Source organism: Chryseobacterium defluvii, from assembly GCF_003634775.1.
Classification (GTDB): domain Bacteria; phylum Bacteroidota; class Bacteroidia; order Flavobacteriales; family Weeksellaceae; genus Chryseobacterium; species Chryseobacterium defluvii.
In genome coordinates, this window is sequence record NZ_RBXB01000003.1 from 620706 (window position 1) to 638595 (window position 17890).

Consider the following 17890-nt stretch of genomic DNA (forward strand, 5'->3'; position numbering starts at 1 on the left):
TATATAAACATTGATTCAAAACCAAATATGTAATAAAATGATTTCAGAAATATACGACGTAATAGTAGTAGGAGCCGGTCATGCAGGTTGTGAAGCGGCCGCTGCAGCAGCTAATCTCGGATCAAAAACATTGCTTGTCACCATGAACATGCAAACCATTGGTCAGATGAGCTGTAATCCCGCAATGGGCGGTATTGCAAAAGGACAGATTGTAAGGGAAATTGACGCTATGGGAGGTTATTCAGGGATTGTGGCAGATAAATCTGCTATCCAGTTCAAAATGCTTAACCTTTCCAAAGGCCCTGCCATGTGGTCTCCAAGAACACAGAATGACAGAATGCTATTTGCAGAAGAATGGCGTTTAGCATTAGAAAATACACCAAATCTTGATTTCTTTCAGGATATGGTAAAACAGCTTATTATCGAAAATAATAAGGTTTCCGGTGTTATAACATCTTTAGGAATTGAAATAAAAGGAAAATCAGTAGTTCTTACCAACGGAACATTCCTTAATGGCCTGATCCATGTTGGAGACAAGCAATTAGGAGGCGGAAGAATGGGTGAACCCAGAGCTTTCGGGATTACAGAACAACTTGCCTCTTTAGGCTTTGAAGCCGGAAGAATGAAAACCGGTACTCCACCGAGAGTAGACGGAAGAAGCCTTGATTATAGCAAAATGGAAGAACAAAAAGGAGATGAAAATCCTCAAAAATTCAGCTATTTAGACACTCCCAGGTTAACCAGACAATTAAGTTGTCATATCGTTTATACCAATGAAACAGTACACGATATTTTAAGAGAAGGTTTTGATAGAAGTCCTATGTTTAATGGAACGATTCAAAGCTTAGGCCCAAGATATTGCCCAAGTATTGAAGATAAAATCAACCGTTTTGCAGAAAGAACAAGACATCAGCTTTTCGTAGAGCCGGAAGGTTGGAAAACTGTTGAAATCTACGTAAACGGATTCAGCTCTTCCCTACCCGAAGATGTTCAAATTAAGGCTATGAAACATATCCCCGGATTTGAAAATGTAAAAGTATTCCGTCCAGGCTATGCTATTGAGTATGATTATTTTCCACCAACTCAATTAAAGCATACCCTTGAAACAAAACTTATCGATAATTTATACTTTGCAGGCCAGATTAATGGTACCACAGGATATGAAGAAGCAGCCGGACAAGGCTTTATGGCAGGTATAAATGCCCATAATAAAGTGCATGACAAGGGTGAGTTTACTTTAAACAGAGATGAGGCTTATATCGGCGTTCTCATCGATGATCTGATTACAAAAGGCACAGAAGAACCATACAGGATGTTTACCTCCCGTGCAGAATACAGACTTCTTTTAAGACAGGATAATGCAGATATCAGATTAACTGAAAAAGCATATAATCTTGGCTTAGCTAAAGAAGAAAGATTAAGAAGAGTTGAGGAAAAAATAGCTAAAAGTGAGGAACTTGAGAGCTTTTTGCGGGAAACTTCTTTAAAGCCGGGAATCATTAATCCTATCCTAGAAAGTATTGAAAGTAACCCGGTAGACCAGGCTTACAAAGCCGCACAGATCCTTACTAGACCCAATATGACCCTAGAAAAGCTTGAAAACATTGAATCTATAAAAGAAAAAGCTTCTCAATATGACGAAGAAGTAAGAGAACAGGCAGAAATTAACATTAAATATAAAGGTTATATTGAAAAAGAAAAAGAAAATGTAGCCAAGCTAAACCGGTTGGAAAACATTAAGATTCCTGAAGATTTTGATTATTCAAAGATATCGAGCCTCTCTGCAGAAGCAAAACAAAAAATGTCGAATGTAAGACCAAAAACCATTGCACAGGCAGGAAGAATAAGCGGGGTTTCTCCGGCAGATATCAATGTACTACTGGTATATTTAGGAAGATAAAAATAATGTTTCACGTGAAACATATGTAAAAAATAAACAAAAATTAAGGTATTTATAAGCTTATCGCCGGCTTCTGAATATCTTAATTTTTAATTTAAAAGGAACATATCAATGAAAATTAAAGATCATTTTCTTTCCCAGGAAATATTTGAAATTAAAGAAACCGAAACAAAAGGAGTTTTTAAAACCTCCCCTATTCCATCAAATATTTCCAGATATTATGAAAGTGAAGATTACATTTCCCATCATCAGGATTCAGGAAGCCTAAAAGAAAAGCTTTATAAATTTTTACAATCGTTCAATCTGCAGTATAAAAAGAATATTCTAGTTGATAGGATTAAGAAAAATTCAAGGGTATTGGACTATGGTTGCGGAGCCGGAGAATTTGTAAAATATATCGAAAATGATTTTGAAACTTTCGGTTTTGAACCGGATTCTGATGCAAGAAAAGCCGCACAAAATAAAATTTCAAAAGCAAAAATCATTGATAATATCCATGCCATTGAAGATGGAACTTTGAATGCCATAACTTTATGGCATGTTTTCGAACATATAGAAAACCAGGATGAAATGCTCGATATTTTCTATCGAAAATTAAAAGAAAAAGGATTGCTCATCATTGCCGTTCCCAACCCTACTTCTTATGACGCAAAACATTATAAAGAATATTGGGCAGCCTATGATGTACCCAGACACATCTATCATTTTTCAAAAAACGGAATGGAAAATCTGATTTCAGGAAAATCAGATTGGAAAATGAGAAAAATCAAACCTTTGGTTCTTGACTCTTATTATATCTCCATGCTAAGCGAAAAATATAAAAAATCACCTCTTTTTTGGATAAAAGCGATGGTCTACGGAACGATTTCTAACATAAAAGCTCTTTTTTCGAACGAATTTTCAAGTTTGATATATATTATCGAAAAAAGATAGAAAATCGATTTTTGACCCTTTTCTGAAGGTCAATTTTTGACAATTTTGAACAAAAAATAAAAAAAACTCGTGAATTTGACGAGTTTTTTATTTCAAATTTTTGACCGAATTTGAAAATCGATTTAAATTTAAATATTAGTTCAATAATTTTTTTGAGTAATGTTCTTAAAAAAACAAAACATAAGCTAACATATTTTAATTTTTAAATGAATTCAAATATTAAGAGTATTTAAAAATATAATCTTCTGATCAATTTCATTAATTTTTAGAAACCTCCAATTAAGTCATAAATAAAAAAGTCCGTAGAAAAACCTACAGACTTTTTTTATTGATAAAATTAAATTTCTTACTTATTAATTGCAGCAACTCCAGGAAGTTCCAAACCTTCCAGGCTTTCCAACATTGCTCCTCCCCCTGTTGAAACATAGCTTACTTTTTCACCGTACCCGAACTGTTTAACAAAAGCAACACTATCTCCTCCTCCAACTAATGAAAATGCTCCTAATCGGGTGGCAGCAGCAATACTATCACCTAAAGCTACTGTTCCTGCAGCAAAATTTGACATTTCAAACACTCCGATAGGTCCGTTCCATAAAATGGTTCTTGAGTTTAAAAGAACATCATTGAACTGGTCCCTTGATTTCTGTCCTGCATCCAATCCCATCCATCCTTCAGGAATCGCATAAATATCAACTTCTTTTCTGTCTGCATCATTGCTGAAGCTTTCTGCAATAATGGCATCAGAAGGAAGATATACCTTTACATTATGTTCTTTTGCTTTTCCTAATATTTCAACCGCCAAAGAAAGTTTATCGTCCTCTACTAAAGAACTTCCAATTTTACCTCCTAAAGCTTTAATAAATGTAAATGCCATTCCACCTCCTATAATTAAATTATCTACCGCTGGTAAAATGTTTTCTATAATGGTAATTTTAGTTGAAACTTTAGAACCTCCAAGTATTGCTGTAATAGGCTTTTCACCACTCTTTAAAACTTTATCAATAGCTTGTAGCTCTTTAGCCATTAATAAACCGAAAAATTTAGTTGAAGGAAAAAATTTAGCAATTACTGCTGTAGAAGCATGTGCTCTGTGAGCTGTACCAAAGGCATCATTTACATAAGCATCTCCTAACTTAGATAACTGCTCTGCAAATGATTCATCTCCTTTCTCCTCTTCATTATGAAAACGCAGATTCTCTAATAATAAGATTTCACCCGGTTGAAGAGCAGCTCCAGCTTGTTCTGCTTTCTCTCCTATGCATTCTTCTACAAATTTTACTTCCTGCCCAAGAACATTAGAAACTTCGTTGATGATATGCTTAAGAGAAAACTCATCTTTTATTTCTCCTTTAGGTCTTCCCAAATGGGTCATTAAAATTACAGAACCTCCATCCTTAAGAATTTTTTCTATAGTCGGTTTTACGGCAACAATTCTTGTATTATCTGTAACGTTAAGCTGATCGTCTTGCGGAACATTGAAATCCACTCTTACCAGAGCTTTCTTATCTCTAAAATTGAAATCATTGATTGTCTTCATAAATTACTTTGAATTTTCTTTTCACAAATGTAAGATTTTAAAATTTTTGAAACTGATGAACCAGACAAAAGTTTTCAAAAATCTTCCCACAAACCCAATCATCCACTAATCAACAAATTTTTATTTTTAAGAAAAAGAAAGACGTTGATTGTTGTTGAGTATTGTGAATTTAGGGGATAACTTTTCGTCAAAAACTTCATAACATGAAATTTGATTTCAATTCATATTTAATTAACAATATAATCTGCTGTAAATCTGACATTTTTTGCTATTACTAACAATTATGGATAACTTTTCAACAGAGGCTATTATTAATTTCTCCACTATGGAAAAAGTAAAGATTAACTGGAAAAAGATTTTGAAAGTTTCAGACAAAATATTTTTCAGAAAATTTCAATAGTGATTTTTTTCAAACGGAAAATATTTAGTTCACAAAAGTTTTCCACACTTATTCACATTCGTTTGCACAATTTACTAATGAAAAGCTAACAGTTGTTGATAGAATACTTAACTTTGTAGTGAAAGTAAATCTAATAAGTCTAATACTATAATTATGAAAAGAAAGATAGCTATTGCAGCTGATCACGCAGGTTTCGAATATAAAGAGATCATTAAAAAGCATCTTGAGGAGCAGTTTGAGGTTCAGGATTTCGGGACTTATTCTACGGACAGTGTAGATTACCCTGATTTTGTACATCCTGCAGCAACATCTGTGGAAAACGGAGAGAATGAATTGGGAATCCTGATCTGCGGAAGCGGAAACGGGGTTCAGATTACGGCTAACAAACATCAGAAAATTCGTTGTGCTCTTTGTTGGATGCCTGAAATTGCATCATTGGCAAGACAGCATAATGATGCCAACATGATTTCCATTCCGGCGAGATTTATTGCAAAAGAAGTGGCTATAGAGATTGTAAATAAATTTCTGTCAACCGATTTTGAAGGCGGAAGGCATCAGAACAGAGTAGATAAGATTGCTTATTGCTAATATATAAAGGCTTGCTAATCAATTGGCAAGCCTTATTTATTTTTAAATGCTTATCTTTGCCAAGTCAAGTTGAAACACATTCTATTATTCCCATTCATAAACCTGAAGTATTAATAAAAGGTTTTTCTCCCCTCTCCTTTTTTTGTATTAAATTTATACAAACTAATCCATTATTAAAAAGTATGGAAAGAAAATTGATGTAATGGTTTAAAAAGAATATGAATCTCTGTTCTTTTTCTTTTTTACTTATAGCCGGAAGTTTTAATCAGGCTTAAAAACTTCCGAAAGACATTTAGGAGAAATAAAATATCCTGACTGTAGGGAGTTCTATAAAAAGACAAAAGAATATTATAATAGTCTGGTAGAAAAGAGAATTTCATACATAATAAAACAATAGATATTAAAATGCAGGTTATCTGAACTCACAATTTAAGAATCTGTTAAATAAAATAATAATAGTAAAAATACAACATTAATGATGAAGATGTCTATAAAGCTTTTCAGTATGGGAAGTTATAGACCTTAAAGAAGAATTTAAATTTTAACCTATGAAAAAAAGAAGATATATAAGTCATAAAAATGATACGAAACTGATGGAGATCGGAAGACTGATCCTGCGTTTCATGAACGAAAATTCGTCCAAAATCTATAATTATAAACAGATTGCAGACGGAATAGATTACAAAAATCCAAGACAAAGAGAACTGGTTATCCAGGCATTGCATAAACTGCAGGCTTCTGAAAAAATCAAAGAAGCTGAAAAAGGAAAATATATTGTTAATCTTAATATTGCCGGAACCTTGACCGGGACTATAGATTTCAATCAGTCCGGCAACGCCTATGTGAAAGTGGAAGGATTGGAAGATGACATTTTTATCCACTCCAAAAATGTGAAGGATGCTTTGCAGGGTGATAAAGTATTAATCATAACCTACCATTATAAGGGTAAAAAGCTTGAAGGTTCCGTCTTAGAGGTCCTGGAAAGAGCCAGAACAGAATTTGTAGGAACATTCCAGGTGATCAATCATAAAGATTTTGGATTTGTAGTCTGTGATAAAAAGACGATTAATACAGATATTTTTATCCCGAAAACAAAATTCAACGGGGCTGAAAACGGAGATAAGGTCATTGTAAAAATGGTAGAATGGAAGCCGGGAGATAAAAATCCGGAAGGTGAAATTATCCAGGTTTTAGGAGCTCCGGGAGAGCACGAAACAGAAATCCACTCTATTCTGGCAGAATATGGGTTGCCTTATGAGTTTCCGGGTGAAGTAGAAAGAGATGCAGATAAAATTGACAGAAGGATTACCGATGAAGAAGTGGCTAAACGTTGGGATATGCGGGGGATTTGTACATTTACCATAGACCCTAAAGATGCAAAAGATTTTGATGATGCTTTATCCATAAGAAAGCTCGAAAACGGAAACTGGGAAATAGGAGTACATATTGCAGATGTGTCTCATTATGTGATCCCGGGAACGATGCTAGATGATGAAGCATACCAGAGAGCTACTTCAGTGTACTTAGTTGATCGTGTTGTTCCGATGTTACCGGAAGTATTAAGCAATGATGTATGTTCGCTTCGTCCAAATGAAGATAAATATACATTCTCAGCTGTTTTTGAACTGAATGATAACGCTGAGATTCAGAAACAATGGTTCGGAAGAACGGTAATTCATTCAGACAGAAGATTTACTTATGAAGAAGCTCAGGAACGTATAGAAACCAAGCAGGGAGATCTGGCAGAAGAAATTCTTGTGCTGGATAGACTAGCCAAAATCATGCGTGCAGAGCGTATCCGAAAAGGGGCAATTACTTTCGACAGAAGTGAAGTGAGATTCAATTTGGATGAAAATAATGAACCGGTGGGAGTTTACTTTAAAATAAGCAAGGACTCCAACCATCTGATTGAAGAATTTATGTTGTTGGCCAACAGGAAAGTTTCTGAATTTGTTTCTCTATCCAGAAAAGGCGAAATTACCAATAATACATTCATTTATAGGGTTCACGATGATCCGGATCCTGCCAAATTGGAAGCATTGAGGGATTTTGTTTCTTCCTTCGGGTACAGGATGGATTTAGCCAATACTAAAAAAGTAGCGGAATCTTTGAATAAACTATTGCATGATGTCAAAGGAAAAGGAGAAGAAAATATGATCGAAACACTGGCTATGAGAAGTATGAGTAAAGCGGTCTATTCTACCGAACCTATTGGGCACTACGGCTTAGGATTCGAATATTATACCCATTTCACCTCTCCTATCCGTCGTTATCCGGATTTAATTGCGCACCGTTTGCTTCAGCACTATCTGGATGGAGGAAAATCTCCGAACAAAAATGAGCTTGAGGAAAAAGCAAAACATTGTAGTTCTATGGAAAGACTGGCTGCTGATGCAGAAAGAGATTCCATTAAGTTTATGCAGGTGAAATTCATGGAAAAACATATCGGGGAAGTGTTCACGGGGGTTATTTCAGGAGTTGCCGAATTCGGTTTCTGGGTAGAAATCCCTGAAAACGGAGCGGAAGGATTAATAAAATTAAGAGATTTAGTGGATGATTCCTATATGTTCGACTCTAAAACGCATGCGGTTTACGGAACAAGAACGGGTAATAAATATCAATTGGGAGACCAGGTTCAGATCAAAGTAGTAAAAGCCAACCTGATTCAAAAGCAACTGGACTTTAAGATTGTTGATTAATTAAATCATAAAGGCTAACTTTGTATAAGATGACATTTTTCATCCTTAAAAAGAATTTGAATGTTTGAACTTATACTTTCTGCTATTGTATTAGGATTCATGTTGAGCCTGGTTTTCATAGGACCTATATTTTTCCTTCTTATTGAAACCAGCTTCTCAAGAGGACCAAGACATGCTTTGGCACTGGATTTGGGAGTTATCTCCGCCGATTTATTATGTATTTTGGCGTCCTATTATGCAAGTGCGGATATTGTAACCTTAATTGACAAACATCCCGGATTTTACAGGATAACATCCATTCTTATATTTGTTTACGGTATTGTTATGATGGTCACCAAGACCAAAATGCATATGCCCGGTGAAGAAAGAATCATTAATCAGAATTATTTCAAGACATTCATTAATGGTTTTTTCTTTAATCTTTTAAATGTAGGAGTCATTCTTTTCTGGCTGGTAACAGTAATCTCGGTACGAAATCAATATCCGGATACCAGCAATTTTATTCTTTATATAGGCATTGTGATTGCAACGTATCTGTGTATTGATCTTGCTAAAATATTCCTGGCGAAACAATTTCATTATAAATTAACACAAAAACTGGCGAACCAGATTAGAAGGGTCGTTGGCGGAATCCTTATTGTCTTCAGTTTCTTTATCTTTTTGCAGAGCTTTAAAAAGTTCAATCAGTTCGATAAAAAATTAGAAGAAGCCGAAAAGAAAGAAGTAAAATATCAAAAAACTCAATGATGAAAAATATTTTTCCGAAATCTCTTAAAAAAGGTGATAAAATAGCTGTTATTTCCCCTGCGGGAGCTGTAGATGCTTCCCAGCTTGAAAAAGGGATAGAAATGATTAAAAGCAGAGGTTTTGAACCTGTACTGGGAGAACATCTGTATACCAAATTTTCTAACGGATATAATTACGCAGGAACAGAAAAAGAAAGAATAAAAGATATCAACTGGGCCTTAAATGACAATGAAATCTCTGCAATCTGGGCTTCCAGAGGCGGATATGGCTGTCAACACTTAGTTCAGCATTTAAAGTTGAAAAACTTTAGAGAAAACCCGAAATGGTATATTGGGTATTCGGACAATACCGTTATCCAGAGCTATTTACTAAAAAAAGGGTTTGTTTCTATTCACGGACAAACCATTAAAACTTCCAGTTTCGGAGTTACTGATGAAAGCTATGATCTGATTTTTGAAATTCTGAAAGGAAAAGCTCCTAAATACATTTTAGAAGCTCACCAATTGAATAAAAAAGGAAATTGTACCGGAGAAGTGGTTGGAGGTAATTTAGCCTTAATTTATGCCTTACTGGGAACCAAATATTCATTTGATTTTAGAGATAAAATTTTATTTATCGAAGATATCGGTGAAAACTTCTATGCATTAGACCGAATGATCATGAGCTTGGAATTGGCAGGAGTTTTCAATAAAATTAAAGGACTTATTGTTGGGGGAATGACCAATATGGGTGATGAAAAAGAGAATAAAAGCTATGAAGAAAGCTTTGACGGATTCGCTAATCAACTGATTTCGGACAGGCTTTCAAAATATACATTCCCTGTAGTTTTTGGTTTTCCAAATGGACATATTAAAGATAACAGACCTTTGATTATCGGTGGTAATGTTAAGATGAAGGTTGAAAATAAAGTAAAGGTTGAATTTTAAAGTTTTAACCCAAGCCCCTACTCTCATACTCAATGGCACAACACAACGAATTTGGAAAAAAGGCTGAAGAATTAGCTGTTGAATATGTAAAAAAGCAAGGCTATAAAATTCTCACCAGGAATTTCCGTTTCCAGAAAGCAGAAATAGATATTATTGCGGAAAAAGATAACATTATTGCCGTCATTGAAGTGAAAGCCCGCTCTACAGATGCTTTTATGCTGCCTCAGGAAGCCGTTACCAAAACTAAAATAAGGTCAATTGTTTCCGCAGCCAATCACTATTTGGAAGAATTTAATAAACACAACGAAGTCAGATTTGATATTATTTCTGTACTTCCCGATGAAAAAGGAAACTTAAGTATTGAACACATTACTGATGCCTTTGAAGCATTCGATGCCAATTAGCTTTTAGCAGCCAAAATTATGAAAACAATATTCATCACCGGAGCTACTTCCGGAATAGGAAAAGCCACAGCTGAACTCCTTGCCAAACAGGGAAACAGAATCATCATTTGTGGAAGAAGAAGCGAAGTTTTAGAAACAGTAAAAGCAGAACTTTCCGCCTTCACTGAAATATTTAGTTTACAATTCGATGTAAGGAACCTTGAAGAAGTTGAAAATGCAATCAACAGCCTTCCTGAAGAATGGAAGAATATTGATGTGTTAATCAACAATGCCGGGAATGCACATGGTTTAGATCCTCTTTCAGCTGGGAAAACGGAAGACTGGGACTCTATGATCGATGGAAATGTAAAAGGTCTTTTATATGTATCTAAAATGATTATTCCGGGAATGAAAGAGAGAAATTCCGGGCATATCGTTAACATCAGTTCTGTAGCAGCAAGACAGACCTATATCAACGGAGTAGTCTATTGTGCAACAAAAAAAGCGGTGGATGTTATTTCCGAAGGAATGAGACTGGAATTAACGGAATTCGGGATAAAAGTAACAAACATTCAACCGGGTGCGGTAGAAACAGATTTCTCGTTAGTAAGATTCAAAGGAGACAGCGAAAGAGCTTCTACCGTATATGCAGGCTATGAAGCGTTGAAAGCCGGAGATATTGCAGATTCTATCGCCTATTGCGTGAATGCCCCGAAACATGTCTGCATTTCTGATATGACCATTTATCCTGCAGCTCAGGCAGAACCGAGAACCATTTACAGAAAATAGCATGAAAATATTATCGCTTTTTATTCTGCTTTTCTCATTCAATTTCTGGAGTTGTCAGAATCTACAGACAAGTCCAGAAGATAAAAATTAATTGAAAATATAAAGCTTTTAGACAACTATTTGCAGAATAATGACGGTAATATTGCCCATATTCTTTGCCCGGATGTATCCTTCGGACATTCCAACGGATGGGTTCAAAGCTTTGATGACTTTAAAAAAGATTTTTCTTCAAAAAAAGTGATCTACAAAGAAATAAAACAAATAGAGCTTTCAGAATTAAAAAGACATAAAAATATAGCCAGTGTAAGAAGAAAAATACACGTTCTGGAACTTATAAAAGTCAGGATTTTGAGCTGAAGTTAGCTTTATTGGAGATCTGGATGAAAAAGAATTCCACCTGGAAATTATGGAGTCGGCAGAGTGTCGAAATAAAGCCATAAATTTGCAGGAACTTATTAACTCAACATACTAAAGGATATAATTTAATTAAAAAAATGAAAATTCTATACCTCGAAACCTCTTCCAAAAACTGTTCGGTAGCTATTTCAGATAATGAAAAGCTATTATGTCTTTGTGAAGAAGTTTCTGAAAACTATAAACAGTCCGAAAGCCTTCACTCTTTTGTAGAATGGGCGTTAGAAGGAGCAGAAATATCCTTAAAGGAAATTGAAGCCGTTTCTTTAGGGAAAGGACCGGGCTCTTACACAGGATTAAGAATAGGAGCTTCTTCTGCAAAAGGATTCTGTTACGGCTTAAAAGTTCCATTGATTGCTGTAAATTCCCTGGAAAGCATGATAGAGCCTTTTTTAAGGCAAAACTATGATTATGTGGTCCCTTTGATCGACGCAAGAAGAATGGAAGTTTATACGGCTGTTTATGATGGAAATACAGGGGATGAATTAACAGGGACCGAAGCGAAAATCCTGGATGAGCATTCTTTTGAAGAATTTAAGGATAAAAAAGTCATATTCGTAGGAGACGGAGCTAAAAAAGCAAAGGAGATATTGCAGCTTCCGAACGCCGAATTTAATGAAGGCATCTACCCTTCCGCTCAATATCTGATTAAGAAAACAATGGAGAAGATAAAGAAAAATGAATTGGAAGATATTGCGTACTTTGAACCGTTTTATTTAAAAGATTTCCAAGGAGTCAAGAAAAAGAAATCGCCAGATTCTATATAAGCATAAAAAAGCGAAGATAAATTTATCTTCGCTTTTTATTTATTTATTGAGGCTTCACAGGAACCGTATTATTCGGTTTATTGATCTGCTGTTGTTGATTCTTGTTAACAGGTTTTTGCTGTTGCTGAATCGGAACACTGTTCATAGGCTGAACATTTGAGTTATTCTGCGAAGGCATATTATTGACAGGGTTTTGAGGGATTACATTTCCTTTATTATCTGTAGCCTGGAAAGAAAGATCACTTCTCAGGTAATTCAGCATTTCTTTGGCTTTGATCCCTTCCGGTGTTTTAGCATAATTCAAAGCGATCTGTTCCAACTGTAAAATCATCACCTCTTTCCCGCTCGATTTTCCTGCATTGAAAGCATTTAAAAGGTATAATTTAGGAACCAGCGCATCTTTAGGATATTTCTGAATTGCCTGATCTATCACCCCTTTACTTTCCTCAAACTTTTCAGCCTCATATAGGGCATATGCCTTTTTGTATTCATTCTCCACATCTTCGGAAGACTTTACGAAGGAGTTATTCTTAGGATTTCTGGCAAATTCCGCATAAGATGTATATGGATAATCCGTCAACAGGATTTGTTTGGCTCTCTCTCCTGCCTGCGGATTTTTTTCATAATTCATGGCAAATATCTCATACAATGCCTGTAACATTACTTTTTCCTCAGGCTTATTGTCTACCAGATCATATAATGTTTTCGTTGCCAAAGGTGTATTGGTAAAGTAATTCTGATACATGATTCCCAGACCTAATGAAGCTGTATCCCTGTCCTTTTTCAACTGTCCCAATTTCCCGGCATCCGTTGGAATCTGCTCAATATAATAGGCCGTTTCATAACGTCTGGGATTAGGTGCGGAAGTAACTCCTAAAGCTTCATTTTTAAGGTCTTCAAGAGAGCTCATCTTTTTAGAATAACGCCAGTTATCTGCAAGAGCCCGTTCTCCCCATATTTGCTTAAACGATGAAGATCCTTTGTTCACCGTGTTCATATTACTGAAGTAAAAACCTTTCGTAGTTGTTCCGAAATCTTCGAAAGAAGTTCCGCCATTATTGGCAAAAATGGAATTGGCATTGTAATCTCCCCCATCAAAACCTTTGCTTCTTTCCGCACGTTTCCTTTCCAGCTCTTCTTTAGCTTCCTTAGCTTTTAATTTTTCAATGTGCTTGGCAAAATAATCATTTCTTTGAGCATCATTCATTTTAGCTAAAGCAAGAATACTGTCATTTTTCTTGATCAGGTAATAGTTTTTCGAGATTTTCTTGATATGTTCAGCCTGGTCCTTTAAAAGAAGTTTGGAAGGTTCATAGGTCATCGCTACGAGAGCAGAATCATAATAACTTCCGGCACCGATATAATCGTTCTTTTCAAGATAGGATTTTCCAATTTCATAATACGTAAGGCCACGAACCTGTTGATCCGAAACCTTCTCCAATAAGGATTTTCTGAAAAACTCCTGAGCTTCATCTTTTTTGCCGGCTTTATTGGCCATTAAGCCTAAAGCATAATAAAATTCATTCTTTCTGGAACCATAAGTTCCTTTTTTACTGATATCTTCCAGATATTTTTTGGCTCCGTTATAATCTCCTTTTCCATTAAAGGTTTTAGCAATTTCAATTTGAGATTTTACTTCAAATTCGAAATCATTGGCATATTTATAAGCATTTAAAAAGCTTTCTCTGGCCTCTTCATTTTTCCCTAATTCAGATAAGACCTGTCCTCTTAAGTAAGCGATCCTGCTTTTTAATTTTCTGTTACTATTAAGTTCAAAAGCACGGGCAAGCTCTTGGGTTGCCTCTTCTTTTTTACCGGCATCCAGAAGAGCCTCGGAACTGTAAATACTTAGTAACTTATCATAATTTTTATCCATGCCTTCACTTTTCAGTTTGGCAAACATTTCATTGGCTTTATGATAATCCTGACGTTGTGCATAAGCAACACCCTGATAAATTTTTGCCAGCGGCAATCTTTTATCATCTTTCATATGAGTGAAGACATAGTTTAAGGCGTCTAATGCTTGCAACGACTTATTCTGATAAATTCTTGACTGTACAAGAATCATATAAGCATCAAAGATTTTCTTATTCTTTTCTTCCCCGTTTTTGATTACAGAATATTTATTAATTGCCTTTAAAGCTTTGGCTTCAGCAATTTCTAAGGGTGTAGCTCCTTTTGCATCCGGCTGATTGGCATCTGCAGTTACAGTACCCTCATTAGGCATACCAGGAACTCCGGGCTTTCCGGGCGGCATTCCGGCAGATGTTCTTCCATTATTATTTTCAGAGGGCCTGTTGATTTCCGCCATTTTCATAGAATTTTCCGCAAAAGCTGCGGATTGTCCCAAATCGCTTCCCAATGGCTGATCTTCATAGGTAAGAATAGGAATATAGGGAGCATAAAAATTATCTTTATGACCTTTATCCCTGCTAGTGAATTCACTGTTTAATGCATCCTTTGCATTAAAAAGAGTGTTGTAATATGTGGAAAACCCTTTCATGAACTTGGATCGCTGTTCCGGCTTTTTTGTTTTGGTAGCACAGGAAACAATGATACATGCTGCTAAAAGGAATAAAATATTCTTTTTCATTTATTCAATATAACTCGCTAATCTGCTTTTTATTATAAAGCAGTTTGATGATTTTGTAAAAATAGTAAAATTTTATATTGAAAAATATTATATTTCTCCCAGAATTTTGTAAACCAAATGGGTAGGAAGTCCCATTATCGTATAAAAACTACCATTCATTTTCCTGATCTTGGCCATACCGAGCCATTCCTGAATACCATAACTTCCCGCTTTGTCAAAAGGCTTATAATTCTGAATGTAATATTCTATTTCTTTATCCGAAATATCCTCAAACTCTACATCGGCCAGATCTGTTTCCGTAAAGACCTTATCAGCGGTTTTTATAGTAATACCCGTATAAACCTGATGTGTTTTCCCGGAAAGAGTTTGCAGCATTGCCTTAGCGTCGGCTTCGTCCTTAGGTTTTCCCAGAATCTGATCATTAATGGCAACAACAGTATCAGCTGTTAACAGGACTTCCCCTTCTTTCAGGGTCCCGTATGCGTCTGTCTTTAATAAAGAAAGATAAGCGGCCGCTTCTCCTATTTTTATATTTTCAGGAATAATTTCTTCGCAGTCTATTTTCACCACTTCAAAATCAAATCCTAAACTCGATAGCAATTCTTTTCTTCTGGGAGATTGTGAGGCTAGAAGTATTTTCATCTTTGTGGTTTAAACAGATTGGGTATTGTCATCATGCCAGTTTCCCTGAACTTTCATCACCTGCTCAATCACATCACGTACTGCCCCGCTTCCGCCCTGTTTCGGGGAAATGTAAGTGGCAATTCCTTTGATTTCCGGAACAGCATTTTCAGGACAGGCTGCAATAGCAGATTTTTCCATGATATGAAGATCAGGAAGATCATCACCCATCGTTAAGATTTCCTCATTTTTCAGATTATACTTGTTTTTGAAATCTTCGAAATCAACCATTTTATCATGAGATTTCGGGTAATAATCCTGGATTCCAAGGTAATTGATCCTGTGTTTTACCATCTCATCGTTTCCTCCGGTGATCACTCCTATTAAATAATTGTTTTTTAAAGCTTTAACTACTGCATAGCCATCCAGAACATTCATTACCCTGCACATATTCCCACCTGGAAGAAGGTAAACACTTCCGTCTGTAAAAACGCCGTCCACATCAAAAACAAATGCCTTAATATCCTTTAATTTCTCTTTATAGCTCATACATTTTTTTAATAGAATGATTCATAATTTTATAAATTTCAAGGCTTTCACCCTGTAAAAGTTGTTCGTGCAGCTGCAAAACTCTCACATCATTTCTTACAGCAGGCCCGGTTTGTGCTGATTTAGGTTCAATTTCATGAATTTTCTGAACTGTTTCATCAATCAGGGGTAAAAAATAATGAAATGGAATTTGCTGGGAGTCCGAAATTTCTTTTGCCCTGGAGAAAAGATGATTCACAAAATTGCAGGCGAATACGGCTGTAAGGTGAATGTATTTTCTCTTTTCATGGGAACTTTCCATGACATTTTCCGAAATTTGAGAAGCAATGGAAAAAAGGGTTTTTGTATCTTCCTCAGTCTCAGCTTCTATGAAAAAAGGAATCTTTTTGTATTCCAGGGTTTTGGATTTTGAAAATGTCTGAAGCGGATAAAAGCTTGATTTCCTGTACGCCCCTGCCAAAACTTCTTTCGGTAAAGATCCGGAAGTATGTGCGACAAGACAATCTTTTTTAGTGATGAGCCTGGAAACATTTTCTACAGAACCATCACTTACACAAATGATATAAAGATCCGCATCTTCCGGTTTTTCTGTAGAATAAGGAATATTCAATTCCTCAGATATTTTCTTCAGATCTTCTTCATTCCTGCCAAATAACTGAGCTAAAGGAATGTTATTGAGAACAAAAGCTTTTGCCAGGTGATAGGCAACATTTCCGGAACCAATAATTACAGTTTGCATATAACAAAGATAAGATTTTGCGTCGAGTTTAGAAAGGACGCGGGAAGAGCAAAAGCGGAAGTTTTTGAAAATCCGCCTATTGTATAGTGCTTAAAGCGTATCGTGTAACTGCTTGATATTATTTTAAATATTTGGACTAAAAATTGAATATGTAATTTAACTTTTAGATATTTTTGTAATCCAAAACAATGAAAGCATCTTATGAAGATTAAGGACGCAGAGATTATTGCGCTCATGCAGAATCCACGAACCCAGGATAAAGGGTTGCGTGCGTTGATGGATGCTTATCAAAGTAGATTGTATTGGCATATAAGAAGAATTATTGTGGATGGTGCTCTTGCTGAAGATACGTTGCAGGAAACATTCATTAAGGCATATCAGAATTTTCACCAGTTCAAAAATGACAGCCAGTTGTATACATGGCTGTACAGGATTGCTACCAACGAAGCGTTACAGCAGGTTAATAAGCTAAAAAAAATGCAGAAGACTGATGAAGATCCTGAATATCATATGCAGAATCTTGTAGCCGACAATATGGAAGGGGATGCGGAGGAAATACAAGTGCTGTTACAGAATGCTATACAAAGCCTGCCCGAAAAGCAGAAACTGGTATTTATGATGAGGTATTATGATGATTTGCCCTACGAAGAAATATCCAAAATCGTGGATATGTCCGTAGGAACATTAAAAACGAATTATCATTATGCCAAACAAAAAATAGAAGAATATATCAAAGAGAATTACGAAAGATAATTTTTGAAAACAAAGAGATGAAAGAGTTCGATATAGAGAAATTAGAACGAAAGAATATTTACAAAGTGCCTGATAATTTATTTGAGAATATTCAGGAAAAAGTAATGAGCGAGGTAAAAGCTGAGAAAAAAGCACCAATTATTAAAATCAATTGGGCTTATGCTGTTGCCGCAGCCGTAGCTTTGATTTTTGGAATTACTTTTGTTTTAAATTCTGGCAATGATTCAATGCAAAATGTTGCTAATGCTGCCAATGCTTATGCATCCAATGATAAGACAAACAAAACAGAAAGTGAACTGGCCTATGAGACATTAAAAGCTGATTTAACTTCTGTTGAAAATAATAATCAAACAATTGAAAATCAGGATCATAAAAATACTGCTTCCCCACAGGTCAATAAAAATGAAAAAGTAGGGACAACAGTAAAGCCTGCTTCAAAACAAGAAGAAACTCAAATGAACGAGTATTTGGATTCATTCACCAATTCTGAAATTTCAGAATTGGCAAGCAATTCAACACAGGATGTTTATTTGGATTTATATAATTAAAGAA

General features: G+C 35.5%; 17 protein-coding genes. 12 read left to right on the plus strand and 5 right to left on the minus strand.

All coding sequences use genetic code 11. From position 1 onward, the window contains the following. The first annotated feature begins 37 nt into the window (after nt 1-37). Both mnmG and BCF58_RS14750 read left to right on the plus strand, forming a co-directional pair. Nucleotides 38-1900, plus strand: a complete 1863-nt coding sequence (gene mnmG / locus BCF58_RS14745) for a tRNA uridine-5-carboxymethylaminomethyl(34) synthesis enzyme MnmG (RefSeq protein WP_121462570.1) — start codon at nt 38-40, stop codon at nt 1898-1900. Between the two features lie 111 nt (nt 1901-2011). Next, entirely contained in the window at nt 2012-2833 is an 822-nt protein-coding gene (locus BCF58_RS14750) for a class I SAM-dependent methyltransferase (RefSeq protein WP_121462571.1), read from the plus strand. A 346-nt stretch (nt 2834-3179) separates the two neighbouring features. Here BCF58_RS14750 and BCF58_RS14755 read toward each other — a convergent pair whose 3' ends face one another. Then, nucleotides 3180-4370: a phosphoglycerate kinase gene (locus BCF58_RS14755; RefSeq protein WP_121462572.1), complete on the minus strand. Its 1191-nt coding sequence runs from the start codon at nt 4368-4370 to the stop codon at nt 3180-3182. 553 nt (nt 4371-4923) lie between these two features. On the opposite strand from BCF58_RS14755, the gene rpiB reads away from it, so the two are divergent. The 8 genes from rpiB to tsaB all read left to right on the plus strand — a co-directional run bounded on the left by rpiB (nt 4924) and on the right by tsaB (nt 12083). Then, nucleotides 4924-5358, plus strand: a complete 435-nt coding sequence (gene rpiB / locus BCF58_RS14760; RefSeq protein ID WP_121462573.1) for a ribose 5-phosphate isomerase B — start codon at nt 4924-4926, stop codon at nt 5356-5358. A gap of 548 nt (nt 5359-5906) precedes the next feature. Next, a complete protein-coding gene (rnr, locus tag BCF58_RS14765; RefSeq protein ID WP_121462574.1) occupies nt 5907-8057 on the plus strand; it encodes a ribonuclease R in 2151 nt (716 codons plus the stop codon). Nucleotides 8058-8117: 60 nt separating this feature from the next. Beyond that, nucleotides 8118-8804: a LysE family translocator gene (locus BCF58_RS14770; RefSeq protein WP_121462575.1), complete on the plus strand. Its 687-nt coding sequence runs from the start codon at nt 8118-8120 to the stop codon at nt 8802-8804. Next, nucleotides 8801-9730 (plus strand): S66 peptidase family protein, encoded by a 930-nt coding sequence (locus tag BCF58_RS14775; RefSeq protein WP_121462576.1) that lies wholly within the window; start codon nt 8801-8803, stop codon nt 9728-9730. The genes BCF58_RS14770 and BCF58_RS14775 overlap by 4 nt, the downstream gene beginning before the upstream one ends. A 32-nt stretch (nt 9731-9762) precedes the next feature. Then, complete coding sequence (locus BCF58_RS14780) at nt 9763-10134, plus strand: YraN family protein (protein ID WP_121462577.1); 372 nt, start codon at nt 9763-9765, stop codon at nt 10132-10134. Between the two features lie 18 nt (nt 10135-10152). Beyond that, nucleotides 10153-10902, plus strand: coding sequence for an SDR family NAD(P)-dependent oxidoreductase (locus BCF58_RS14785; protein ID WP_121462578.1), 750 nt, complete (start codon nt 10153-10155; stop codon nt 10900-10902). Between the two features lie 120 nt (nt 10903-11022). Then, nucleotides 11023-11259, plus strand: coding sequence for a hypothetical protein (locus BCF58_RS14790; protein WP_121462579.1), 237 nt, complete (start codon nt 11023-11025; stop codon nt 11257-11259). 137 nt (nt 11260-11396) lie between these two features. Next, nucleotides 11397-12083: a tRNA (adenosine(37)-N6)-threonylcarbamoyltransferase complex dimerization subunit type 1 TsaB gene (gene tsaB, locus BCF58_RS14795; RefSeq protein ID WP_121462580.1), complete on the plus strand. Its 687-nt coding sequence runs from the start codon at nt 11397-11399 to the stop codon at nt 12081-12083. A gap of 43 nt (nt 12084-12126) precedes the next feature. Here tsaB and porW read toward each other — a convergent pair whose 3' ends face one another. From porW to BCF58_RS14815, 4 genes are all read right to left on the minus strand, one after another. Further along, nucleotides 12127-14676, minus strand: coding sequence for a type IX secretion system periplasmic lipoprotein PorW/SprE (gene porW / locus BCF58_RS14800; RefSeq protein ID WP_121462581.1), 2550 nt, complete (start codon nt 14674-14676; stop codon nt 12127-12129). 87 nt (nt 14677-14763) lie between these two features. Then, nucleotides 14764-15318, minus strand: coding sequence for a Maf family protein (locus tag BCF58_RS14805; RefSeq protein WP_121462582.1), 555 nt, complete (start codon nt 15316-15318; stop codon nt 14764-14766). A 9-nt stretch (nt 15319-15327) separates the two neighbouring features. Beyond that, nucleotides 15328-15846: a KdsC family phosphatase gene (locus tag BCF58_RS14810; RefSeq protein WP_121462583.1), complete on the minus strand. Its 519-nt coding sequence runs from the start codon at nt 15844-15846 to the stop codon at nt 15328-15330. After that, a complete protein-coding gene (locus tag BCF58_RS14815) occupies nt 15836-16585 on the minus strand; it encodes a Rossmann-like and DUF2520 domain-containing protein (protein WP_121462584.1) in 750 nt (249 codons plus the stop codon). The genes BCF58_RS14810 and BCF58_RS14815 overlap by 11 nt, the downstream gene beginning before the upstream one ends. Nucleotides 16586-16786: 201 nt before the next feature. Between BCF58_RS14815 and BCF58_RS14820 the strand changes: the two genes are divergently transcribed. Together BCF58_RS14820 and BCF58_RS14825 are read left to right on the plus strand one after the other, a co-directional pair. Further along, complete coding sequence (locus BCF58_RS14820; protein WP_121462585.1) at nt 16787-17338, plus strand: RNA polymerase sigma factor; 552 nt, start codon at nt 16787-16789, stop codon at nt 17336-17338. Nucleotides 17339-17355: 17 nt separating this feature from the next. Then, nucleotides 17356-17886 (plus strand): hypothetical protein, encoded by a 531-nt coding sequence (locus BCF58_RS14825; protein ID WP_121462586.1) that lies wholly within the window; start codon nt 17356-17358, stop codon nt 17884-17886. Nucleotides 17887-17890 lie beyond the last annotated feature (4 nt).